This is a genomic window from Phyllobacterium sp. OV277, assembly GCF_900104355.1.
Lineage (GTDB): Bacteria > Pseudomonadota > Alphaproteobacteria > Rhizobiales > Rhizobiaceae > Phyllobacterium.
In genome coordinates this window covers 91,984-113,671 of sequence record NZ_FNIY01000009.1, presented here as the reverse complement: position 1 = coordinate 113,671, position 21,688 = coordinate 91,984, and the positions used below count along the sequence as shown (strand labels likewise).

General features: G+C 56.1%; 20 protein-coding genes. 13 read left to right on the top strand and 7 right to left on the bottom strand.

The features are described 5' to 3' along the window. Window positions 1-246 precede the first annotated feature (246 nt). Both BLU05_RS21730 and BLU05_RS21725 read left to right on the top strand, forming a co-directional pair. Window positions 247-960, top strand: coding sequence for a rhomboid family intramembrane serine protease (locus BLU05_RS21730; protein WP_091884727.1), 714 nt, complete (start codon window positions 247-249; stop codon window positions 958-960). A gap of 129 nt (window positions 961-1,089) precedes the next feature. Beyond that, window positions 1,090-1,521 carry a CBS domain-containing protein gene (locus tag BLU05_RS21725; protein ID WP_091884725.1) on the top strand — a complete coding sequence of 144 codons (432 nt, stop codon included), beginning with the start codon at window positions 1,090-1,092 and terminating at the stop codon, window positions 1,519-1,521. Between the two features lie 24 nt (window positions 1,522-1,545). Here BLU05_RS21725 and BLU05_RS21720 read toward each other — a convergent pair whose 3' ends face one another. From BLU05_RS21720 to folE, 3 genes are all read right to left on the bottom strand, one after another. After that, window positions 1,546-2,520 carry a patatin family protein gene (locus BLU05_RS21720; RefSeq protein ID WP_091884722.1) on the bottom strand — a complete coding sequence of 325 codons (975 nt, stop codon included), beginning with the start codon at window positions 2,518-2,520 and terminating at the stop codon, window positions 1,546-1,548. Window positions 2,521-2,661: 141 nt separating this feature from the next. Next, entirely contained in the window at window positions 2,662-3,081 is a 420-nt protein-coding gene (gene hisI / locus BLU05_RS21715; protein WP_091884719.1) for a phosphoribosyl-AMP cyclohydrolase, read from the bottom strand. Window positions 3,082-3,108: 27 nt separating this feature from the next. Further along, window positions 3,109-3,735 (bottom strand): GTP cyclohydrolase I FolE, encoded by a 627-nt coding sequence (folE, locus tag BLU05_RS21710; RefSeq protein WP_091884717.1) that lies wholly within the window; start codon window positions 3,733-3,735, stop codon window positions 3,109-3,111. 273 nt (window positions 3,736-4,008) lie between these two features. Here folE and BLU05_RS21705 point away from each other — a divergent pair, with 273 nt between their 5' ends. From BLU05_RS21705 to BLU05_RS21690, 4 genes are all read left to right on the top strand, one after another. Further along, window positions 4,009-4,455 carry an iron-sulfur cluster assembly scaffold protein gene (locus BLU05_RS21705; protein WP_091884883.1) on the top strand — a complete coding sequence of 149 codons (447 nt, stop codon included), beginning with the start codon at window positions 4,009-4,011 and terminating at the stop codon, window positions 4,453-4,455. A gap of 5 nt (window positions 4,456-4,460) precedes the next feature. Then, entirely contained in the window at window positions 4,461-4,820 is a 360-nt protein-coding gene (yidD, locus tag BLU05_RS21700) for a membrane protein insertion efficiency factor YidD (RefSeq protein ID WP_091884714.1), read from the top strand. A 326-nt stretch (window positions 4,821-5,146) separates the two neighbouring features. Next, window positions 5,147-7,129, top strand: coding sequence for a threonine--tRNA ligase (gene thrS, locus BLU05_RS21695; RefSeq protein ID WP_091884712.1), 1,983 nt, complete (start codon window positions 5,147-5,149; stop codon window positions 7,127-7,129). Window positions 7,130-7,224: 95 nt separating this feature from the next. Next, window positions 7,225-8,046, top strand: a complete 822-nt coding sequence (locus BLU05_RS21690) for a lysophospholipid acyltransferase family protein (RefSeq protein WP_091884709.1) — start codon at window positions 7,225-7,227, stop codon at window positions 8,044-8,046. Between the two features lie 3 nt (window positions 8,047-8,049). Here the strand turns inward: BLU05_RS21690 and BLU05_RS21685 are convergent, their stop codons facing one another. Further along, the gene (locus BLU05_RS21685) at window positions 8,050-9,081 is read right to left on the bottom strand and encodes a hypothetical protein (RefSeq protein ID WP_091884707.1); all 1,032 of its coding nucleotides are present in this window, start codon (window positions 9,079-9,081) and stop codon (window positions 8,050-8,052) included. 136 nt (window positions 9,082-9,217) lie between these two features. Between BLU05_RS21685 and BLU05_RS21680 the strand changes: the two genes are divergently transcribed. Then, window positions 9,218-9,799 carry a nitroreductase family protein gene (locus BLU05_RS21680; protein ID WP_091884705.1) on the top strand — a complete coding sequence of 194 codons (582 nt, stop codon included), beginning with the start codon at window positions 9,218-9,220 and terminating at the stop codon, window positions 9,797-9,799. A 6-nt stretch (window positions 9,800-9,805) separates the two neighbouring features. Next, the gene (locus BLU05_RS21675) at window positions 9,806-10,411 is read left to right on the top strand and encodes a flavin reductase family protein (protein WP_091884704.1); all 606 of its coding nucleotides are present in this window, start codon (window positions 9,806-9,808) and stop codon (window positions 10,409-10,411) included. Window positions 10,412-10,607: 196 nt separating this feature from the next. Here the strand turns inward: BLU05_RS21675 and BLU05_RS21670 are convergent, their stop codons facing one another. Both BLU05_RS21670 and BLU05_RS21665 read right to left on the bottom strand, forming a co-directional pair. Continuing rightward, complete coding sequence (locus tag BLU05_RS21670) at window positions 10,608-11,474, bottom strand: HpcH/HpaI aldolase/citrate lyase family protein (protein ID WP_091884701.1); 867 nt, start codon at window positions 11,472-11,474, stop codon at window positions 10,608-10,610. After that, a complete protein-coding gene (locus BLU05_RS21665) occupies window positions 11,474-11,968 on the bottom strand; it encodes a MaoC family dehydratase (RefSeq protein ID WP_348271768.1) in 495 nt (164 codons plus the stop codon). Before BLU05_RS21665 ends, BLU05_RS21670 begins: the two co-directional genes overlap by 1 nt. A 146-nt stretch (window positions 11,969-12,114) precedes the next feature. Between BLU05_RS21665 and BLU05_RS21660 the strand changes: the two genes are divergently transcribed. The 5 genes from BLU05_RS21660 (at window position 12,115) to lpdA (ending at window position 18,529) form a co-directional block, all read left to right on the top strand. Beyond that, window positions 12,115-13,263 (top strand): DUF2336 domain-containing protein, encoded by a 1,149-nt coding sequence (locus BLU05_RS21660; protein ID WP_091884696.1) that lies wholly within the window; start codon window positions 12,115-12,117, stop codon window positions 13,261-13,263. Between the two features lie 291 nt (window positions 13,264-13,554). Next, entirely contained in the window at window positions 13,555-14,802 is a 1,248-nt protein-coding gene (locus BLU05_RS21655) for a 3-methyl-2-oxobutanoate dehydrogenase (2-methylpropanoyl-transferring) subunit alpha (protein WP_091884694.1), read from the top strand. A gap of 3 nt (window positions 14,803-14,805) precedes the next feature. Then, window positions 14,806-15,819 carry an alpha-ketoacid dehydrogenase subunit beta gene (locus BLU05_RS21650; RefSeq protein WP_091884692.1) on the top strand — a complete coding sequence of 338 codons (1,014 nt, stop codon included), beginning with the start codon at window positions 14,806-14,808 and terminating at the stop codon, window positions 15,817-15,819. 9 nt (window positions 15,820-15,828) lie between these two features. Then, window positions 15,829-17,127 (top strand): dihydrolipoamide acetyltransferase family protein, encoded by a 1,299-nt coding sequence (locus BLU05_RS21645; RefSeq protein ID WP_091884690.1) that lies wholly within the window; start codon window positions 15,829-15,831, stop codon window positions 17,125-17,127. Between the two features lie 4 nt (window positions 17,128-17,131). Then, a complete protein-coding gene (gene lpdA, locus BLU05_RS21640) occupies window positions 17,132-18,529 on the top strand; it encodes a dihydrolipoyl dehydrogenase (protein WP_091884687.1) in 1,398 nt (465 codons plus the stop codon). 1,035 nt (window positions 18,530-19,564) lie between these two features. On the opposite strand, the gene parE is transcribed toward lpdA, so the two are convergent. Continuing rightward, window positions 19,565-21,688: a DNA topoisomerase IV subunit B gene (gene parE / locus BLU05_RS21630; protein ID WP_091884685.1), complete on the bottom strand. Its 2,124-nt coding sequence runs from the start codon at window positions 21,686-21,688 to the stop codon at window positions 19,565-19,567.

Here is a 21,688-nt window from a genome sequence, read left to right as displayed (position 1 = left end):
GCCAGACATTCGCACCGGCGGCTCAGAAGCGCCATTGATGATGCGGCTGTGTCCACCGTGGGGGGCAGTTAAGGTTAACAAATGGTTTAGATTGAGCGGGTGGGTGCTCTGTGCCACAAGGATGGCGAGTAGAGTTATCTGTTGAAGTATTCAAATTGAGGCCGTTCATGTTCATTGAACGGCCTTATTTTTGTTTGGTGAGTTTGCTGCTAAGCAGAGTTCTCAAGTGAATCAGCGGCGGGAAGAATGACCGAGCCTACGAACGCGCACAATCAGCCACCGGCACGCGAGCCGATCTTCAACATTCCCGGCGTCATCCTTGCCATTTTTGCGATTTGCATCGCGGTGTTTTTGATCGAGAATTATGTGCTGACCGACGCGCAGGACAATAATTTCCTGCTGGATTATGCTTTCATCCCGGCGCGCTTTTCCCAGTTTGGCGGGTTTTATTCACCGGCGGCGTGGCTCACCACCGTCACCTATTCCTTCATGCATGGCAGTTTTGCCCATATCGCGCTCAACATGATCTGGCTGGCTGCGTTTGGCTCGCCGCTCGCTGCGCGTATCGGGCCGCTGCGTACATCGCTGTTCTGGGTCGTCACGGCGATTGCCGCCGTCATGCTGCATTTTGCCATTTATCCGGCAAGCCCGATCCCTCTGGTTGGCGCTTCGGGCGCCATCTCAGGCATGATGGGTGCTGCTGCGCGTTTCGGCTTCCGCCGCTCAACGCAGCGCAATTCTGCTGCATTCACCGGACCGATCCTGCCAATCGCGGTCGCCTTGAGAACCCGCACGGTTCTTGTCTTCGTCGCAGTCTGGTTCATCACCAATATCGCAACCGGTCTTTTTGCCTTCACGCCGGGCCAGGGCGCGGCAACCATAGCCTGGGAAGCGCATATTGGCGGCTTTCTCCTTGGCTTTTTCGGTGTTGCCCTGTTCGATCGTCCGGACCGGCGCTGAACTGTTGGAATAATTGCAAAGCTGTTGCATTGGGTGCAACATACGCGCACCATGGCGTATTGGTCGCGGGGATAAAGGAGGATTCCGGCGGTCAGGTGTTCATCAGGCTAATGTGCAAGGAGGACGTACATGACAGTCAAATTAATACTGGAACGCAAAGGCTACGACGTTTTTAGCGCTGCACCCGACACGACACTCGGTGATGCTGTTGCTGCACTTGCAAAGCACAAGATTGGTGCAATTGTTATCGTGGATGAAAAACGAGCCATCAAAGGCATTTTGTCCGAGCGCGATGTTGTGCGCGCCATTGCTGCCGACGGCGCTGATGCGCTCTGGCGTCCGATCTCGGATATCATGACCGTCAAGGTCAGCGTCTGCTCGGAAATGCACACGGTGAATCAGGTGATGGAAATGATGACCCGCGGTCGGTTCCGCCATCTGCCTGTCGAAAAAGACGGGGCATTGCATGGCATCGTCTCGATCGGTGACGTGGTGAAACTGCGTATCGAAGAGGTCGAGCGCGAATCCGAAGAAATTCGTAGCTATATCGCAACCGCCTGAAGCGGTTGTGTTGATACTGGTGGTTTAAAAAACAACCTTTTGCATGCGCTCGAGTTCGCCGAGCCGGGCCATGGTTTCCTCATAGCCGAGTTTGATCGCCTCATCGGCACGATGAAACTCGGCAAGCCCCACATGGCCGATTTTCGGCAATAGCGCGATATCAGGCGGATCGCCTGCCATGCGGGCGCGTGAAATCCGGTCCTGAATGATGTTGAAGGATTCCATCATCACGCCTGTTATCCCAAGCCGCGTGGCCCGCGCTGCACGAAAATGGCTGCCTGCGCCTTCCGGTTCGACGTCCTGCGCGCTCGGTGCTTCCGCCGAATGCTTGATCACCGCTGCACGACCGAACTGGTCGTAATGCAGGTTCACCGCCACCACCAGCGGTTGTTCATAGGAGCGGCAGACGGAAACCGGCACAGGGTTTACCAGCGCGCCATCAACCAGAATGCGGCCATTGCAGGCAACGGGTTCAAACACGCCGGGCAGGGCATAGGAAGCACGCATGGCAGTGATGAGGCTGCCGCGCGTCAGCCAGATTTCGTGACCGGTATTGATCTCGGTGCACACCGCAACGAAAGGCTTTGGCAAATCCTCAATGGCAAGTTCGGCCAGATGTTCGCGCAAGCGGCGGTCAAGTTTCATGCCGCCGAAAATGCCGTTGCCACCGAAACGCAGATCCAGCAGGCTGAAAATACCGCGTTTGGTCAGGCTGCGCGCGAACTCTTCCAGCTGATCGAGTTTGCCGCCAAGATAGCAGCCGCCCACCAGTGCGCCAATCGACGTTCCCGCGATCATGGAAATTTCGATACCCGCTTCGTCAAGCGCACGCAACACGCCAATATGGGCCCAGCCGCGCGCCGCGCCGCCGCCAAGCGCCAGCGCAATGGGGGCTCTTTTTTCAACATGTGGGGACGGGTCCAGAACAGGTACCTTCGGGCCGTCAGTGACGCCAATCGGTTCCGCCGCACGCAACCGTCGCGATGCCCATTCGAGCATGGCTTGCACTCCTAAAGTCGTATTCGCACATTATCCCCTCACTTTGGTATCCAAAGCATGAATATTGCGGAATTATGGCCGCTTAGCCAACCAACGAAAATGAGAGCAGTCGTTCGACAGTGCTTGGTAGCAAAAGTTGCGCTACGTCGCGGGTGTCATGACCAGATGGGATGTGCCATTTTCGCTGACGACTTGGCGGTAGAAACATGATCTGCGGCCAGTGTGACAGGTAGGGCCATTTCCAGCCACTGTCACCTTGAGCCAAAGAGCATCCTGATCGCAATCGGTACGCATTTCTACGACTGATTGCAGATTTCCTGACGTCTCGCCCTTTTTCCAGAGCGACTGACGCGAACGGGACCAGTAATGGGCAATGCCGGTCGCCAAAGTGAGGCGCAATGCTTCCGCATTCATATGCGCCACCATGAGGAGATGACCATCATGCGCATCGGTAACGATGGTGGTCACCAGACCAGCAGCGTCAAAGCGCGGTGCAAACACCGCGCCTTCTTCATTGTCATGTTTGTCCGCAAGGGGAGACGAAAAGGAACCGTTGCTCATGAATGCCAATTCTGGAAATGAAAGCGCCTAGCGGCCCTTGAGAAGTGTCATGAAGCGAACCTGCTCATTGACATCAGCCTTGAACGCACCGGTGAAAGTGGTCGTGGTTGTTGTCGAGCCGGAGACGCGAATACCGCGCATGGCCATGCACATATGCTCGGCCTCGATCATGACGGCTACACCACGCGGGCGCAGCGAATCCTGAATGGCATTGGCAATCTGCGCCGTCATGCTCTCCTGCGTTTGCAGACGACGGGCAAACATGTGAACCACGCGGGCAATCTTGGACAGGCCAACCACTTTTTCGCCATCGGGAAGGTATGCAACATGTGCCTTGCCGATGATGGGAACCATATGATGCTCGCAATGGGAAAAGAACGGAATGTCTTTTATAAAGACAATATCGTCATATCCGGCGACCTCCTCGAAGGTCCGGCCGAGCACGTCATCAGGGCTTTCATCATAGCCCGAGAACAGCTCCTTATAGGCCTTGGCGACGCGCTGCGGCGTATCCAGAAGACCTTCACGATCCGGATTGTCACCGGCCCAGAGTAACAGCGTGCGCACTGCTGCTTCCGCTTCTTCCTGTGTCGGACGTCGTAGATTGTTCTGATTGACAGTCGTTGACTGCAAACTTTTTATTACCGCATCCATCGCGATCTCCCGTAGTCGCCCTCAGAGGAGCGACGAGTTAAACGGCAATACACGATAATCGTTCCGTAACGAGTACGCGGTGTATTGAAGCCGGCTTGGCCCGAAAGCTTCCGCCTGGGCGATCACAAATACCATTGTCGCAGAATTTACGCCATGGTGCTTTATGCTGGCCCGCTCAAATACTATATAGAGAGTGAATTCAGGATTCATAGGGCCAAATACCAGACAATTCTCTGGTTACACTTTGGTTCGGATGAGGTGCGGAAGTCCATTATGATCAACGACGTCTACAATACGCGTATTCTGGAATTTGCAGGAAATATTCAACGGCTTGGACGTTTGGATAGCCCCGATGCATCCGCAAAAGCCCACTCCAAACTCTGCGGCTCGACGGTGATTGTCGATCTGAAGGTCAAAGACGGTGTGGTGACGGATTTTGCCCATGACGTCAAAGCCTGCGCCCTTGGTCAGGCGTCCTCGTCGATCATGGCCCGCCATGTGATCGGGGCCACAAGCCAGGAATTGCGCGATGTGCGCGATGCCATGTTTAAAATGCTGAAAGAAAATGGCACGCCGCCGGAAGGGCGTTTCGAGGAATTGAAGTTTCTGGAGCCGGTGCGTGATTACAAGGCGCGGCACAATTCCACCATGCTGACTTTCGAGGCCGTGGTCGATTGCCTCGACCAGATCGAGAAGAAAAACGCCGAAGCTGCGGCCTGACGCTCATGTGTGAGCATTCGGCTGATGATCCCGCCGGGAAACCCAAAAAATATTCCCGTAACTGGGGCGGTGTCTGGCCGAAAACTCCCGGACGATTGTTTGGAACCGGCTTTATCAGGCTCTACCAGCTGACTTTATCAGGCTTTATCGGCAATTCCTGTCGGCACCTGCCGACCTGTTCTGAATATGCCTATGAATCCATTGCCCGCTATGGGTTGTGGACGGGTGGCTGGATGGGGCTCTTCCGCTTTGTCCGCTGCGGGCCCGGTGGCAGCCATGGTCATGATCCTGTGCCGACATCGCTCGATGCGCGGTTTGTGTGGTACTTGCCGTGGCGCTATTGGGGGGTGAGCAAGCAGAGTTGACACCCATCTCTCCCACTCTCCGTCATCCTCGGGCTTGACCCGAGGACCCACGACTGAGTAGCCGAGATCACGGCGCATTCAACGTTTGCCCTAACGTGAAACTTAAAAAATTGCGGATGTATTCCTGCTGTTTACCGTGGGTCCTCGGGTCAAGCCCGAGGATGACGGAGAAAAGGGGCTTGAGGTAAAGTAAGGCAGCCAATCCCCTTTTCATCGACAGGTACTTTACGCCGGTCACAACTCTGATTAAAAGTCCGCTCGCCGGAGCCGTTCCGGTTACCAAACACCACCCGCAACCGTTGGCGGGACTGGATAGGAGCAATCTGATGTCACAGACAGTTTCCAAAACTGTATCCATGCAATTCCCCGATGGCTCGACGCGCGATTATGACGCTGCCATATCTGGTGCGGAACTTGCTGAATCAATCTCGAAATCCCTTGCCAAGAAGGCAGTCGCCTATGCGGTTGATGGCGTTGTGCGCGATCTTTCCGACCCGCTGCTGGCTTCGGGCAGCATTGAAATTCTGACCCGCGATGATCCGCGTGCGCTTGAGCTGATCCGGCACGACTGTGCCCACGTTCTGGCCGAAGCCGTGCAGGAACTGTTTCCGGGTACGCAAGTTACCATCGGTCCGGTGATCGAAAACGGATTTTACTACGATTTTGCCAAGAACGAGCCCTTCACGCCCGATGACCTGCCTGTCATCGAGAAGAAGATGCGCGAGATTATTGGCCGCAACAAGCCATTCACCAAGGAAATCTGGTCACGCGAAAAGGCTCGGAAAGTCTTTGCCGACAAGGGCGAGGCCTACAAGGTTGAACTTGTCGATGCCATTCCTGAAAATCAGGACCTGAAGATTTATGCGCAGGGCGACTGGTATGACCTTTGCCGTGGCCCGCATATGGCCTCGACGGGGCAGGTCGGCAATGCCTTCAAGCTGATGAAAGTGGCCGGTGCTTACTGGCGCGGCGATAGCAACAATCCGATGCTCAGCCGCATTTACGGCACGGCCTTCGCAACCGATGCGGAATTGCAGTCTTATCTGCATGTGCTTGAGGAAGCCGAGAAGCGCGATCACCGCAAGCTTGGCCGTGAGATGGACCTGTTCCATTTCCAGGAAGAAGGCCCCGGTGTTGTGTTCTGGCACGCCAAGGGCTGGCGCATGTTCCAGACGCTGGTCAGCTATATGCGCCGCCGTCTCGATGGCGTCTATCAGGAGGTCAACGCACCGCAAGTCCTCGACAAATCCCTGTGGGAGACGTCGGGTCACTGGGGCTGGTATCGCGACAACATGTTCAAGGTGACGGTTGCCGGCGACGAAACCGACGATGAACGCATTTTTGCGCTCAAACCGATGAACTGCCCCGGCCATGTGCAAATCTTCAAGCATGGCTTGAAGTCTTACCGTGATCTGCCGGTACGGCTTGCAGAATTCGGCAATGTGCATCGTTATGAACCATCGGGCGCCCTGCATGGCCTGATGCGCGTGCGTGGTTTCACACAGGACGATGCGCATGTTTTCTGCACGGACGAACAGATGGCGGCCGAATGCCTGCGCATCAATGATCTGATCCTGTCGGTCTACAAGGATTTTGGCTTCGATGAGATCACCATCAAGCTTTCGACACGTCCCGAAAAGCGTGTCGGTTCGGACGCGCTCTGGGATCGCGCCGAAGAGGTCATGATGGGCGTTCTGGAGCAGATCCAGCAGCAGTCGAGCGATATCAAAACCGGCATTCTGCCGGGCGAGGGTGCCTTCTACGGCCCCAAGTTTGAATACACGCTGAAGGACGCCATTGGCCGCGAGTGGCAATGCGGAACGACACAGGTGGATTTCAATCTGCCTGAGCGTTTTGGTGCGTTCTATATCGACTCGACCTCGGAAAAGAAACAGCCGGTGATGATCCACCGTGCCATCTGTGGCTCGATGGAACGTTTCCTCGGCATTCTCATCGAGAACTTTGCCGGTCATCTGCCGCTGTGGTTTGCGCCGGTGCAAGTCGTGGTTGCCACAATCACCACGGAAGCAGACGATTACGGCAGGCAGGTTGCCAAGGAACTGAAAGCTGCTGGTCTTCAGGTCATCACGGATTTCCGCAACGAGAAGATCAACTACAAGGTGCGCGAGCACTCCTTGCAGAAAGTGCCGGTCATTCTCGTCTGCGGCATGCGTGAGGCGGAAGAGCGTACGGTCAATATGCGCCGTCTTGGCTCGCAGAATCAGGTTTCACTCAGCCTTGACGACGCCCTTAAGCAGCTCAGCCATGAAGCAACGCCGCCCGATCTTTTGCGTCTGGCCGCCGAGTAATCCCGAAACACTTTATGACAGCGTGGTGAATTTCATCACGCTGTCATGGAATGGCGTGATTATTCAGCCGATTCACTATTTGCCGGGATGCAAACGTGCAGTTCAGAGAACTCTCCTACGCCAACGACACCCAGTCACGCGCAACGCAATGGCTGATCCGTTCGATTGAAGGTCTGTCGGGCCGCGATCATTATGTGCGGCTCTACAATGCGTGGCGCACGGATATTGTCCCTGTTGGTATCGATGTGTTCTGCCGCATGATGGACCTGATCAACATCAAACTCGATGTTCAGGATCAATGGCCGCCGCAGCATTTGCCTGAAACACCGCTGGTGATTGTTGCCAACCATCCTTTCGGCATTGGCGATGGCATTGCCGCCCTGGCATTGGCCGAACAGCTCGGGCGTCCGTTCCGGGTACTCATCAATAATGACCTGATGAAAGTGCCGGAAATCCGTCCCTATGCGCTGCCTGTCTGTTTTGACGAGACCAAGGAAGCCGTGGCGATGAATATGGCGACGCGTCACGAAGCCGTGCGCCTGTTGAAAGAGGGCGTCACCATTGTCGTCTTCCCGGCGGGCGGCGTTGCGACAGCGCGCAAGGGCTTTGGCCGGGCGGAAGACCTTCCATGGAAGATTTTCCCGGCAAAGCTGGTGCAGCAGGCCAAGGCCTCGGTCATTCCTGTATATTTCGGTGGACAGAATGGTCGCTTCTTCCATCTTGCCAGCAAGATTTCCATGACCCTGCGTATTTCTCTGCTTATCCGGGAATTCCGTAAACTGTCGGGAAAAGCTATCAATGTGCGCATTGGCCGGACCATGGACTGGTCGGAACTTGCCCCATTGGTCGATCGCAAAGCTTTGCTGGATTATATGTATGGCGCGGTGTTTTCGCTCGATCCGGCCAAATCCCGCTAGGCATTAATCCAGCGGTTCGTCGCCACCAACAGGTTGATTGGCTGTGGACGCCGCACTGGCGCCGCCTGTTGCCAGCACTTCGACATCCTGATTGCGTCCGGCAACGACCTTGAAGTCGCGCTGGTAAATCTTGTCCTTGTTCTTGGCGATGATGATGTATTCACCCTCTGCCAGAACAATGGATGCAAAAGCGCCGACGCTTTCACGCACAATATCGCCTGAGGTCGTCAGTACAGACCAGGCCGTATCCGCAAGCGCTTCACCGCCGTTTTCACGTACCAGTTTCATGGTCAGCTGCGCCGCGCGGTGTTCCACATTGGCTTCGGTGATCTTGCCCGCTTCGACGCGAATATCCGCACGGATGACCGCATTGGCTGTGCCGTAATTGGAAACGATCTGATAGGTCCCGGCATTGAGCCGCACAACGCTTTCCGGTTTGACGTCGGGGATGATCAGCGCGCGCTCGCCCGTTGCATCTTCATGATCTTCATAGATCGAGAAGCGCAACTGGTCCTGCGGAATACGTCCGCCACCGGAGAGAACGGCATTCAGCTTAACCCCGCCCGCATCAAGAATCATCGTCTCGTTGCGCTTGGCGCGTGTCATGGTGATGCGTTTTGTGGCGCCCGCCCGTCCGAATGCCACATGCACGAGATAGCTGCCCGGTGCCAGATTGAACGAGGTTGTGCCGCCCTTTGAAGTTGCAAGAAGTTGCAACTTGCCGTCGGGATCAGGTTCCGGTGAGAATACGCGCCAGACAAGGCCGCGCCCGATATTTTCGCCATTTTCCGCAAGCTTTGCCGACAGAACCAGTTCCGGCTCATTGGCAATAGGGTTGTTGGCAGGTGCTTTCGGATTGGCATATTCATTGATGGCGGGAATCGCCGGTAGCTTTACATCGGGCGCAAGCGACTGCGCCGATGCACTCCCGGCAAACAAGTTTGCCGGGGCAAGCAGGCTCACAGCCAGCGCGACAAGCAATTGCCTGTGTTTGCCGGAGCCAATGGCTGCTTGCTGATTGAAGAATTTGCCCATTCGCTGTTTTGATCTCAAGCGGGTGGCAATTTCAAGGCTTTTTCGCACGATCGTGACTTTACACAGGCGATGAAACCAAGACATTGTCCGCCCATTCGAAAAACAGGACCTGGTACATCATTCCATGGATCATTCTATGCCTTCTCCCATTATAGAGTTTTTGTCGCAGCGCAGCTCCACGCCCATCTCGGCCATTGGCCTTCCCGGTCCAAGCGATGCGGATATCGAAACCATGATCCGCATCGCCTCGCGCGTGCCCGATCACGGCAGGCTGACCCCTTGGCGCTTTGTGCTTTATCGTGGCGATGCCCGGGTTGAAGTCGGCAAATATCTGGCTGATCTGGCCGAAGAGCGGGAAGGGCCGCTAACCGAGCAGCGCCGCGAGCAGGAGCTGAAACGCTTTGCCCGTGCGCCTCTGGTCATCGGTGTGATCTTTTCCAAGGTGGATCATCATATTCCTGAATGGGAACAGTTCCTGTCCTCCGGCGCAGCGGCAATGAACCTTGTTCATGCGGCCAATGGCCTTGGCTATGCCACCAACTGGATCAGCAACTGGTATTCTTCCGATGAAAAGGGCCGCGCCTTGCTGGGCCTTGCACCACACGAACGGGTTGCGGGGTTTGTCCATATCGGCACATGCGATACCAAGGTGCCGGAACGTCCGCGCCCTGACATTAAGGACATCCTGTCCGAATATTCCGGGCCTTGGAAGGGCTGAGCATCAATGTTCTACAAATTCGATGATGGCCATGGCCTGCCGCACGATCCGCTGAAGGCCATTGTTGCACCGCGTCCTATCGGTTGGATATCAAGCCGCTCAGTTGATGGCAGGGTCAATCTGGCGCCTTACTCCTTCTTCAACATGATCAGCACCAAACCGTGCCTGATCATGTTTTCCTCGGAAGGACGCAAGGACAGTGTGACCTTCATTGAGGAAACACGCGAATTTGCTGCCAATCTGGTCAGCGCCAACCTGTCTGTTGCCATGAACAAGACATCGGTGAATGCCCCGCGCGGTATCAGCGAATTTGAATATGCCGGGCTGCATGCCGCCGATTGCAATCTCATCGGTGCGCCGCGTGTGGCCGAGGCTTTTGCAACACTGGAATGCATTGTGACCGATATCCAGCATCCGAAGGATCGCCACGGCAATCCGGTTCAGGCAATCATGGTCACGGGTGAAGTGGTCGGTGTGCATATTAACGAGGCAATTCTCAAAGATGGTCTTGTTGATATGACCAAGGCGCAACCGGTCTCCCGCCTCGGTTATATGGATTTCGCCACGGTATCAGAGACATTTCAGATGTTCCGCCCGAAATGGGAGGGGTGAGCACCTGCGTGGTTCGTGGTTCGACAAGCTCACCATGAGGGAGAGTGGGGATGAAGGGGCGTGATATTCTGCAAACTCTGTGATGGGCCGCAACGTTGGACATTATCGTTGCATCACCCATCTGCCTCATGGTGAGTTTGTCGAACCACGAACCACGAACCACGAACCACCCGCAACAGTCCTGCAATCTTGTTGTCTAACCACCCACCCGTGCCATCAACCGCTCCGCTCTTCTCAAATGCGGGCGATCGAACATCAGGCCGTCGATGCCGATAACACCGGCAGTGGGATCATCGGCAAACGCCTGAATGATTTTTTGTGCATGGGCGACCGCGTCGATGGATGGCGTAAACACCTCGTTGATCACGGGCACTTGTGCCGGGTGAATGGCGAGTTTAGCCGTAAATCCCTCCCGTTCAGCCTCGGCACATTCGCGCGCAAGACCTTCATCGTCCCGGTAATTGATATAAACAGTATCAATCGCAGCCACATCGGCGGCGGAAGCACCCAGAATTGTCAGCGCACGGGCCAATCGAAACACATCCGTATAGCGCCCATTATCATCCCGCACTGCCCGTGCGCCGATCACGGCGGACAAATCCTCCGCCCCCCAGCTCAAACCGATCAGCCGCGACGAGGCATCGGGATAAGTGGCTGTTGATAGCGTACCAAGCGCGGTTTCGGTGATGATCGCAAGGATTTGCGTTGAACCTTCTGCCGCGCCTGCATGGGCTTCATGCACGTTCAGTTTGGCCGAAAGCCGGGTGACATCCTTGCCGCTGTTGGATTTGGGCAGAAGAATGCCGTGAGGAAGCGACGGCATCACCGCATCGAGATCCGCATCGGCCAAGCCGCTGGAAAGATCATTGATGCGGACGAACAGGCGCGGCGCGTCTTTATCGCGGTGGGATTTCAGAAAATCCGCGGCGATCTGCCGGGCTGCATCCTTGCGCTCGGCACTGACCGAATCCTCAAGATCGATCAGCAGCACATCCGCACCACTGGTCAGACCCTTTTCCAGCTTCTTTTCCGAATCGCCCGGAACAAACAGCAGCGAGCGCATCAGGCAGTACTCTTGGATTTCATCATCGCCTGACGCGTGCATTTGGCAACAAGAACGCCATTCTGATTGTAAGCGCGGTGCTCAAACTCGACAATGCCGCGATCCGGCTTGGATTTGGAGGGCCGCGTTGACAGAACGGATGTTTCCACCCGCACCGTATCGCCATGGAACAGCGGAGAAGGGAAGGTCACGTCGGTCATACCAAGATTGGCAATGGTGGTGCCGATGGTGGTGTCATTGACCGAAATACCGATCATCAGCCCCAGCGTGAACAGGGAATTGACCAGCGGCTTGCCCCATTCTGTCTTGGCGGCAAAGTCAAAATCAATATGCAGCGGCTGTGTATTCAGGGTCATGACCGAAAACAGCATATTGTCGCTTTCGGTGATGGTCTTGCGCAGGCTGTGATTGAAGACGTGCCCGACTTCGAATTCTTCCAGATATAGTCCGGCCATTTGTCTGGCGTCTCCTCGATGCGAATTTTTGCAAAAGATTAGGGCGGCTTTACCGGCTTCGCAACGGGCCGGAGAAAACTTCTCTCAGGACGTCAATTGAGTATGGTTAATCGATATGGTGAACCGATCGTAAACCTTTTGCCATTAGCCTCCATCTTAATAAAAAGCTTGGGGTTTAACAGTTCATGACAATACAGCATTATCTGGCAATGGTCGGACATGCTGCGGCGGCACAACGTTGCCACGCTGCAGGGGCTCTGGCTCATATCTATCTCGAAACTGGCCGTGCCTTTGAAGATCGCTGTGCGGCGGAAGCCGCCTTGACGCTGCTGCTTGATGATCCCTCGCCAAAGGTGCGCCTTGCGCTGGCGGAAGCGTTCTCAACCAGCGCCCATGCACCTGTTCATATCGTTGCCAGCCTTGCCCGCGACCAGATCGAAATCGCTGCCTATATGCTCGCAAGGTCCACGGTGCTGACCGATATTGACCTGATTGACTGTATCGCCGGTGGCTGCGGCGAAACCCAGAAGGTGATTGCGGGCAGGGCGAAGGTTTCCTTCGCTGTCAGTGCGGCTCTTATCGAGATTGCCGAGCCAGTCGCAATGCTTGCGCTGCTCGCCAATACCCGCGCCCAGATCGCCGATATCAGTTTTCGTCGCCTGATCGAGCGCTTTGGCCATGTGGCCGATATCCGTGCGCTTCTGGCAGATGATAATAGATTGCCCGCCGATTGCCGCCATGCGCTGGCGCTGAAAGTTGCTGAAGCCTTGTGCCGGATGGATATCGTCATGGCGCTGATGGGCGAGCGCCGGGCAAAGCGCATTACCAGTGAAGCCTGCGTAAAGGCGTCGATCAGCCTCGTGGCCGCAACGCCTCCGGAGCAATATCCGGCACTGATTGAGCATTTGCAGTTGCGTGGTGATCTGACCACTGCCTTCGTCATCCGCATTGTCGCCTCGGGCAAGATCGATTTCTTTGGCGCTATTCTGGTTTCATTGTCCGGCCATACCCTTTCTCGGGTGCGCAACCTTTTGATTGATGGCCGCGATGCGGCACTTGGCGCGCTGTTCACCGCCGCTGGCCTGCCTGACAGTACCCATCAACCGCTGCGCATTGCACTTCATGCCTGGCGTGATGTTGCCAATGGCAAGCTGGCGATTGGACCACAGGAAGTCACGCGCCGCATGATGGAGCATCTTGTGCCTGAGAATCATGGTCTATCGGGAGATTTCACTGTCGCTAACGATGATATGCAGTCCCTGCTGCGCAAGATCTATCTGGAGGCGATTCGAGAGAATGCGCGGGATCATGCGCTCGCGATGGCTGCTGCCTGAGCCCGGTTTTCATGGTTGAGCACGCATTTGATTACAAAATCAGATGCCCGGATGAACGAATGAATACGCGGCTCGCGTATTCTGGGATGCAATATTGCTTTTTTGCGATAGGCTGAGCGAAAACAAAACCACCGTTTGTCCGGAACAAGTATTTATTTCAGATGGTTATATCCGGATGTTACCAATTTTCTGCAGCTCTTGGAGGAGAGGGCGGAATAATAAGACAGTATTACTGACCTAATATTTCATGTTAGACTGCGTGGAAAATCGCCTGACTGGGAGGTCTGCTGAATGTCTGATGATTCCCTTAGTGAATTTGGTCCACTAAGCCTGCACGTGCCTGAGCCGGCCGTGCGCCCCGGCGGCGAGCCGGATTTTTCCAATGTGAACATTCCTGAAGCGGGTTCGGTGCGCCGCCCGCCCGTTGATGCCAATCCGGAAGAAATCCGCGATCTGGCCTTTTCCATCATTCGTGTTTTGAACCGGGATGGCGAAGCGGTTGGTCCTTGGGCTGGCGAGCTTTCGGACGAGCAACTGGTTGAAGGTCTGCGCCATATGATGACGCTGCGCACTTTCGATGCGCGCATGCAGATCGCACAGCGGCAGGGCAAAACCTCGTTCTATATGCAGCATCTGGGTGAAGAAGCCGTCAGCTGCGCCTTCCGCAAGGCGCTCGCACCGGGTGATATGAATTTCCCGACTTATCGGCAGGCCGGTCTCCTGATCGCGAATGATTATCCGATGGTCGAAATGATGTGCCAGATCTATTCCAACGAGAAAGATCCGCTGAAGGGCCGCCAGCTGCCCATCATGTATTCCTCCAAGGAACATGGTTTCTTCTCGATTTCAGGCAATCTGGCCACGCAATATATTCAGGCTGTGGGCTGGGCCATGGCATCGGCGATCAAGAACGACACGAAGATTGCTGCAGGCTGGATTGGCGATGGATCGACGGCGGAGTCAGATTTCCACGCTGCCCTGGTTTTCGCATCCACCTATAAGGCTCCGGTTGTTCTGAACATCGTCAACAATCAGTGGGCGATTTCCACCTTCCAGGGCATTGCCCGTGGCGGTGCGGGTACATTTGCAGCACGTGGTCTTGGTTTCGGCATGCCCGCGTTGCGCGTTGACGGTAATGATTATCTTGCTGTCTTTGCCGTGGCCAAATGGGCGATTGAGCGGGCGAGACGCAATCTCGGGCCGACGGTTATCGAATATGTGACCTATCGTGCCGGTGCGCACTCAACTTCGGATGATCCTTCAGCCTACCGGCCGAAAACCGAATCCGATGCCTGGCCACTGGGTGATCCGGTCATGCGCCTGAAGAACCATCTGATCGGCCGCGGTGTCTGGTCCGAAGAACGCCACACACAGGCCGAAGCTGAGATTCTCGACACTGTTATCACTGCCCAGAAGGAAGCTGAAAGCTTCGGAACATTGCATGCGGGCGGCAAGCCATCGGCGCGCGATATGTTCGAAGGGGTCTATGAGGAAATGCCGCCGCATCTGCGTCGTCAGCGTCAGCAGGCGGGAGTTTGATCAATGCCGCGTAAAACAATGATTGAATCCATCCGCGATGCGATGGATGTGATGATGGAACGCGACGACAATGTGGTCGTGTTCGGCGAAGATGTCGGGTTTTTCGGCGGTGTTTTCCGCTGCACCCATGGTCTGCAGGCGAAATATGGCAAGACACGCTGTTTCGATGCGCCGATCAGCGAACTGGGTATCGTCGGTACGGCGATCGGTATGGCTGCCTATGGTTTGAAGCCATGCATCGAAATCCAGTTCGCCGATTATGTCTATCCGGCCTATGACCAGATCGTATCGGAGGCGGCGCGGCTGCGTTATCGCTCCAATGGCGGCTTTACCTGCCCGATTGTCATTCGCATGCCTGCCGGTGGTGGTATTTTCGGCGGACAGACGCACAGCCAGAGCCCGGAAGCACTGTTCACGCATGTATCGGGGCTCAAAGTGGTTGTTCCTTCCAATCCGCATGACGCCAAGGGCCTGTTGATTGCAGCCCTTGAAGACCCCGATCCGGTCATCTTCCTTGAGCCAAAACGGCTCTACAACGGACCTTTCGACGGCCATCATGACCGCCCGGTCACGCCTTGGTCGAAGCATGAGCTGGGTGAGGTTCCTGATGGTCACTATACGGTGCCGCTGGGCAAGGCCATCAAGCGCCGCGAAGGCAAAGAACTGACCGTCCTCACCTATGGCACCATGGTCTATGTCGCGCAAGCTGCCGCCGAGGAAACCGGTATCGACGCGGAGATCATCGATCTGCGCACGCTGTTGCCGCTCGATCTTGAAACCATCGTGGAATCAGTCGCCAAAACGGGCCGCTGCGTCATCGTGCATGAAGCAACGCTGACATCAGGCTTTGGCGCGGAACTGGCGGCACTCGTCCAGGAGCATTGTTTCTACAATCTTGAAGCACCGGTTGCGCGGGTCACGGGCTGGGATACGCCCTATCCGCATGCGCAGGAGTGGGATTATTTCCCCGGTCCCGCGCGCGTTGGCCGTGCATTCGTTGAAACGCTGGAAGGGTAGGAGCTGGCGATGGGTGAATATGTCATCAAGCTGCCGGATGTCGGTGAAGGCGTTGCAGAAGCCGAACTTGTCGAATGGCATGTAAGGGTCGGTGATCTCGTGCGCGAGGATATGGTCCTTGCCGCCGTCATGACCGACAAGGCAACCGTAGAAATTCCGTCACCCGTGGACGGCGAAATTATCTGGCTGGGCGGTGAGATCGGGCAGGTGATTGCCATCGGTTCGCCGATTATCCGCCTGAAGATCGAAGGCGAGGGCCATGCCCCGGCGCCGGAATCGGCGAAGCCTGCCGAGGCAGAACAGCCAAAGGCTGAACCCGTCAAGGCCGTGCCAAAGCCCGAGATCAAGGCCGAGAAGCCGGTTGAAAAACCCGCAGTACCGGTTGTTCACACACCCTTGGCTGCACCTGTGACCATCGGCGCACCGCGTGCCGAGGGCGACAAGGCACTTGCTTCGCCAGCCGTGCGCCTGCGGGCCCGTGATGCGGGTGTTGACCTCAGGCAGGTGACTGGCACTGGTCCTGCCGAACGTATTACCCATGAGGATCTCGACACTTTCTTTGCCCGTGGCTCGCAAAAGCCTGTTGTCTCAGGTCTTGCACCCGATACATCGGTCAAGGAAATCAAGGTGGTGGGCCTGCGCCGCAAGATTGCGGAAAAAATGGCGATTGCCAAATCGCACATTCCGCACATCACCTATGTGGAAGAAATCGACGTCACATCGCTGGAAGAGCTGCGTGCCTTGCTCAATGCCAAGAAGCGCGCCGACCAGCCAAAGCTGACGCTGCTGCCCTTCCTGATGCGTGCCATGGTGAAAGCCATTGCCGAACAGCCGCAGCTGAATGCGCTCTACGATGATGACGCCAATATCATTCATCAGCATGGCGGCGTGCATATTGGTATCGCTGCTCAGACACCTTCGGGTCTTGTAGTGCCCGTCGTTAAACATGCGGAAGCGCGTGATCTCTGGGGCTGTGCTGCCGAAGTCAATCTTCTGGCAGATGCGGCCAAAACCGGCACGGCAACGCGCGAGCAGCTGACCGGCTCGACCATCACCATCACCTCGCTCGGCAGCATGGGCGGCATCGTCACCACGCCTGTCATCAACTATCCCGAGGTCGCCATTATCGGCGTCAACAAGATGATGACCCGGCCAATGTGGGACGGCGCAGCCTTTATCCCGCGCAAGATGATGAACCTGTCCTCAAGCTTCGATCATCGCGTCATCGATGGCTGGGACGCCGCTGTCTTTATTCAGCGGATCAAGACGCTGCTCGAAACACCAGCGCTGATTTTCGTGGAGGGTTGATCCGATGAAAGATATTTCCTGCAAGCTGCTGGTCATTGGCGCTGGTCCCGGCGGCTATGTCTGCGCCATTCGGGCCGGACAGCTCAATGTCGACACGGTGATTGTCGAGGCAGCAAAGGTTGGCGGTACATGCCTGCTTGTCGGCTGCATTCCCTCCAAGGCGCTGATCCACGCGGCGGATGAGTTCGCGAAGGTCGCGCATTTCGCCGCAAAGCAGACGCCGCTTGGCATTTCCGTTACCGAACCCGCGATTGACTTTTCCAAAACAATCGCCTGGAAGGACGGCATTGTCAGCCGTCTGAACAATGGCGTTGCCGGTCTTTTGAAGAAAGCAAACGTCAAGATCGTCACGGGCAAGGCAAAATTCCGCGATGGCAAGACAATCGAGGTGGAAACGCTGACAGGCCAACAGATCATCCGCGCGGAAAATGTGGTGATTGCCACGGGATCAGCGCCGGTTGAAGTGCCGTCACTGCCCTTTGGCGGCAATGTCATTTCCTCGACCGAAGCGCTGTCCCTGCCTGAGATTCCTGAAAATCTCGTGGTTGTTGGCGGCGGCTATATCGGGCTTGAGCTTGGCACTGCCTATGCAAAGCTTGGCTCCAAGGTGACTGTGGTCGAAGCACAGTCAAAAGTTCTGCCGCAATATGATGCGGAACTGACCCGTCCGGTGGTCAAACACCTGAACGAGCTTGGCATCACCGTATTAACGGGTGTGAAGGCCAAGGGCGTTGCCACCAAGGGCGATGCACTGCTCATTGAAACGGCTGATGGCAAGGATGAAAAAATTCCTGCCGACAAGATACTCGTCACCGTTGGCCGTAAGCCTGTTACGTCGGGCTGGGGACTGGAAGAGATCGACCTCGATATGGATGGCCGGTTTGTCCGCATTGATGACAAATGCCGCACATCCATGCGGGGCGTCTATGCCATTGGCGATGTCACCGGCGAGCCCATGCTCGCACACCGTGCCATGGCGCAGGGCGAGATGGTGGCGGAAATCGTTGCCGGCGAAAACCGCAGCTGGGACAAGCGCGCCATTGCTGCCGTCTGTTTCACTGACCCAGAGATTGTCACGGTAGGCCTGTCGCCAGACGAGGCAAAAGCCGCCGGGCATGAGATCAAGATCGGACTCTTTCCTTTCGCCGCCAATGGCCGCGCCATGACCAAGGAAGGCGAGGAGGGGTTTGTGCGTGTGGTCGCCGCTTCAAGCAATCATCTGATCCTCGGCATTCAGGCGGTGGGGCATGGGGTTTCCGAACTTTCCGCTTCCTTCGCGCTCGCCATGGAAATGGGCGCGCGTCTGGAAGACATTGCCGGGACAATCCACGCCCACCCGACACAGGGCGAGGGCTTTCAGGAAGCCGCCCTCAAGGCGCTGGGTCACGCGCTGCATATCTAATCAGATTTATTGCCGCATCAGGGCGCCAGTGATGGCGCCCTTTTTGTTTGTGGGTGGTGCGTGGTTCGCCCTTCGACAGGCTCAGGATGAGGGGTGCTAAATTCTGCGACCTTTGAGATCTGCAATCTTCGCGATTAGCGTTGCATCCACCGCTCTCCCTCATGGTGAGCTTGTCGAACCACGCACCACGAACCTCGCACCATGCATACATATCGGCGGTGCTCACCCCCCTCTGTCCTGTCGGACATCTCCCCCACAAGGGGGGAGATCAGCCTTCAATGCTATCTTGCACAATTTGCAAAGTTTCCGGTTGTGCAAAGGCGTTGATGTCAATGTGATCTCCCCCCTTGTGGGGGAGATGTCCGACAGGACAGGGGGGTTATTGCATCCACAACATTGCAGTTACGGAACACACTCCCCCATCACCACACCCGCTTTCGCGTCTGGCTATTGATAAGGTGGGAAAGACGGGCGATCCAAAGGGGAACGCGGAAGTCTTGGTATTGGTAGTTTAATCAGTGCGTTCCCCGGAGATTTTCCTGTTTCAACCAAGAAAACTCCCGGATCACCCGTCCCGATGACTGATTTTACCCTTGTGAGATAAAACCGATTCCCCTGCGGCTGGGTTCTCCCCGCAGATGAAATCACCGATCCTTTCCTGACTTCAGAAAGTTTCCGGAGCATTCCCGCCGGAAAGGACACCATCAGAATAAGCGAGGTGGGATGGTGTTGGATAAGTTGGCATGATTTTTCTTTGAAAAGATTGTTGCAGTAACATAGCGCGTGGTTCGACAAGCTCACCATGAGGGAGAGGGAGGGTTGCAAGGTGCTCTATTCTGCACCGGTTGGCGATTAGCATTGCAGCCAACACTCTCCCTCATCCTGAGCCTGTCGAAGGGCGCGACAATGGTTGTGCAACCCACCATCTCCCTCATGGTGTTATGTCGAACCACGAACCACCAGCATTCACCCCTCCAAACAAAAATGGCGGTACCGAAGCACCGCCATTTCAAACTGATTACCTCAAACGGATGTTCAAATATCCAGCTCTTCCACGAATGCAGCGCGGTCCTGAATAAACCGGAAGCGGGCTTCGGGCTTGGTGCCCATCAAATCATCCACCGCAATTCTGGTTTCTTCGATCCATTCCTCATCGATCTGAACGCGCAGGAGCGTGCGTTTCTTGCGATCCATCGTCGTTTCCTTGAGCTGGTCGGCGCGCATTTCGCCAAGGCCTTTGAAGCGTCCGATTTCAATTTTGCCTTTTCCGGTGAACAGCGTGCGCATCAATTCATCCTTGTGGGCATCATCGCGCGCATAGGCAACTTTGCCGCCCTGAGCGATGCGATAAAGCGGCGGAACGCCAAGGAACAGATGGCCATTGCGGATAAGATCAGGCATTTCCTGATAGAAGAAGGTTATCAGCAGCGAGGCGATGTGCGCACCATCGACGTCAGCGTCGGTCATGATGATAACGCGGTCGTAACGCAAATCCTCATCGCGATATTTTGACCGTGTGCCGCAGCCGAGCGCGAGGATAAGATCACCGATCTGCTGGTTGGCAGTCATCTTTTCGCGACCGGCACTGACCACATTGAGGATTTTACCCCGTAGCGGCAAAACCGCCTGCGTGGCGCGATCGCGCGCCTGCTTGGCCGAACCGCCAGCTGAATCACCCTCAACGATGAAAAGTTCAGCGCCAAGCGCGCCGGTCTGGCTGCAATCGGCAAGCTTGCCCGGCAAACGCAGTTTGCGCACGGCCGACTTGCGGTTGACTTCCTTATCCTGACGGCGTTTTACGCGCTCGTCGGCGCGCTCCACCACCCATTCGAGCAGTTTTGATGCTTCCTGCGGCGAGGCAGCAAGCCAGTGATCGAATGGATCGCGGATGGCGTTTTCAACGATACGCTGCGCTTCAACGGTCGCCAGCTTGTCCTTGGTCTGGCCGACAAACTCCGGCTCACGGATGAACACGGACAGCATGGCCGCCGAAGAAATCATCACGTCATCGGTGGTGATGATTGAGGCACGCTTGTTGCCTGTTAGTTCCGCATAGGCTTTGAGGCCACGGGTAAGGGCGATGCGCAGACCCGCCTCGTGCGTGCCGCCTTCGCCTGTCGGGATGGTGTTGCAATAGGAATTGACAAAGCCATCGCCGCCATACCAGGCAACGGCCCATTCCAGCGCGCCATGGCCACTGGTCTTTTCGGTCTTACCTGCGAACATTTCGCGCGTAACCTGAAAATCCTTGCCAAGCGAAGCGCCGAGATAATCCTTCAATCCGCCGGGAAAGTGGAAAACCGCCTTGTCGGGCGTCGGGTCCTTCGGGTCGAGCAATGACGGCGCACAATTCCAGCGGATTTCAACGCCGCCGAAGAGATAGGCCTTGGACCGCGCCATCTTGAAAAGCCGGGCAGGATCAAACTTGGCGCCCTGACCAAAAATATCGGGGTCCGGATGAAATGTCACGCGCGTACCGCGACGGTTGTGCACCTCGCCAATATCCTCAAGGGGGCCGAGAGGGTGGCCACGCGAAAACCGCTGCCGGTAAAGACGCCGGTTGAGCGCCACTTCCACTTCCACGTGATCGGACAGGGCATTGACGACGGAAATGCCAACGCCGTGCAGACCACCGGAGGTCTCATAGACCTTCGAGTCAAATTTGCCACCGGAGTGAAGCGTCGTCATGATGACTTCGAGAGCAGATTTGTCTTTGAATTTGGGGTGCGCATCGATCGGGATACCGCGGCCATTGTCCGTCACCGAGAGATAGCCGTTCTCGTCAAGGTCGATATCGATGAAATTGGCATGGCCAGCCACCGCTTCGTCCATGGCATTGTCGATGACTTCGGCGAAAAGGTGATGCAGCGCCCGCTCATCCGTTCCGCCAATATACATGCCGGGGCGGCGGCGAACCGGCTCAAGCCCTTCGAGAACCTCAATATCCGCAGCGCTGTAGCTGCCGCTGCTTGCGGGTGTTGAACGCGGGGATGCTTTGGCCGCCGGAGCAGGTGCGATTTTCACAGGTGTCACTGACGTGACTGGCGTCACTGGAGCGGCCGGGGTCACAACAGGTTCGGGCTTAGGTTGCGCAACCCCCGCCTGACGTTCCCGTGCTGTTTTGACTATCGCTGAAAAGAGGTCGTTATTGTCATCCAT

Excerpts from the sequence above, each read along its gene's own strand:
- BLU05_RS21730 (WP_091884727.1), top strand. The coding sequence starts at position 247 with ATGACCGAGCCTACGAACGCGCACAATCAGCCACCGGCACGCGAGCCG.
- BLU05_RS21725 (WP_091884725.1), top strand. The coding sequence starts at position 1,090 with ATGACAGTCAAATTAATACTGGAACGCAAAGGCTACGACGTTTTTAGC.
- BLU05_RS21720 (WP_091884722.1), bottom strand. The coding sequence starts at position 2,520 with ATGCTCGAATGGGCATCGCGACGGTTGCGTGCGGCGGAACCGATTGGC.
- hisI (WP_091884719.1), bottom strand. The coding sequence starts at position 3,081 with ATGAGCAACGGTTCCTTTTCGTCTCCCCTTGCGGACAAACATGACAAT.
- folE (WP_091884717.1), bottom strand. The coding sequence starts at position 3,735 with ATGGATGCGGTAATAAAAAGTTTGCAGTCAACGACTGTCAATCAGAAC.
- BLU05_RS21705 (WP_091884883.1), top strand. The coding sequence starts at position 4,009 with ATGATCAACGACGTCTACAATACGCGTATTCTGGAATTTGCAGGAAAT.
- yidD (WP_091884714.1), top strand. The coding sequence starts at position 4,461 with ATGTGTGAGCATTCGGCTGATGATCCCGCCGGGAAACCCAAAAAATAT.
- thrS (WP_091884712.1), top strand. The coding sequence starts at position 5,147 with ATGTCACAGACAGTTTCCAAAACTGTATCCATGCAATTCCCCGATGGC.
- BLU05_RS21685 (WP_091884707.1), bottom strand. The coding sequence starts at position 9,081 with ATGGGCAAATTCTTCAATCAGCAAGCAGCCATTGGCTCCGGCAAACAC.
- BLU05_RS21680 (WP_091884705.1), top strand. The coding sequence starts at position 9,218 with ATGCCTTCTCCCATTATAGAGTTTTTGTCGCAGCGCAGCTCCACGCCC.
- BLU05_RS21675 (WP_091884704.1), top strand. The coding sequence starts at position 9,806 with ATGTTCTACAAATTCGATGATGGCCATGGCCTGCCGCACGATCCGCTG.
- BLU05_RS21670 (WP_091884701.1), bottom strand. The coding sequence starts at position 11,474 with ATGCGCTCGCTGCTGTTTGTTCCGGGCGATTCGGAAAAGAAGCTGGAA.
- BLU05_RS21660 (WP_091884696.1), top strand. The coding sequence starts at position 12,115 with ATGACAATACAGCATTATCTGGCAATGGTCGGACATGCTGCGGCGGCA.
- BLU05_RS21655 (WP_091884694.1), top strand. The coding sequence starts at position 13,555 with ATGTCTGATGATTCCCTTAGTGAATTTGGTCCACTAAGCCTGCACGTG.
- BLU05_RS21650 (WP_091884692.1), top strand. The coding sequence starts at position 14,806 with ATGCCGCGTAAAACAATGATTGAATCCATCCGCGATGCGATGGATGTG.
- BLU05_RS21645 (WP_091884690.1), top strand. The coding sequence starts at position 15,829 with ATGGGTGAATATGTCATCAAGCTGCCGGATGTCGGTGAAGGCGTTGCA.
- lpdA (WP_091884687.1), top strand. The coding sequence starts at position 17,132 with ATGAAAGATATTTCCTGCAAGCTGCTGGTCATTGGCGCTGGTCCCGGC.
- parE (WP_091884685.1), bottom strand. The coding sequence starts at position 21,688 with ATGGATGACAATAACGACCTCTTTTCAGCGATAGTCAAAACAGCACGG.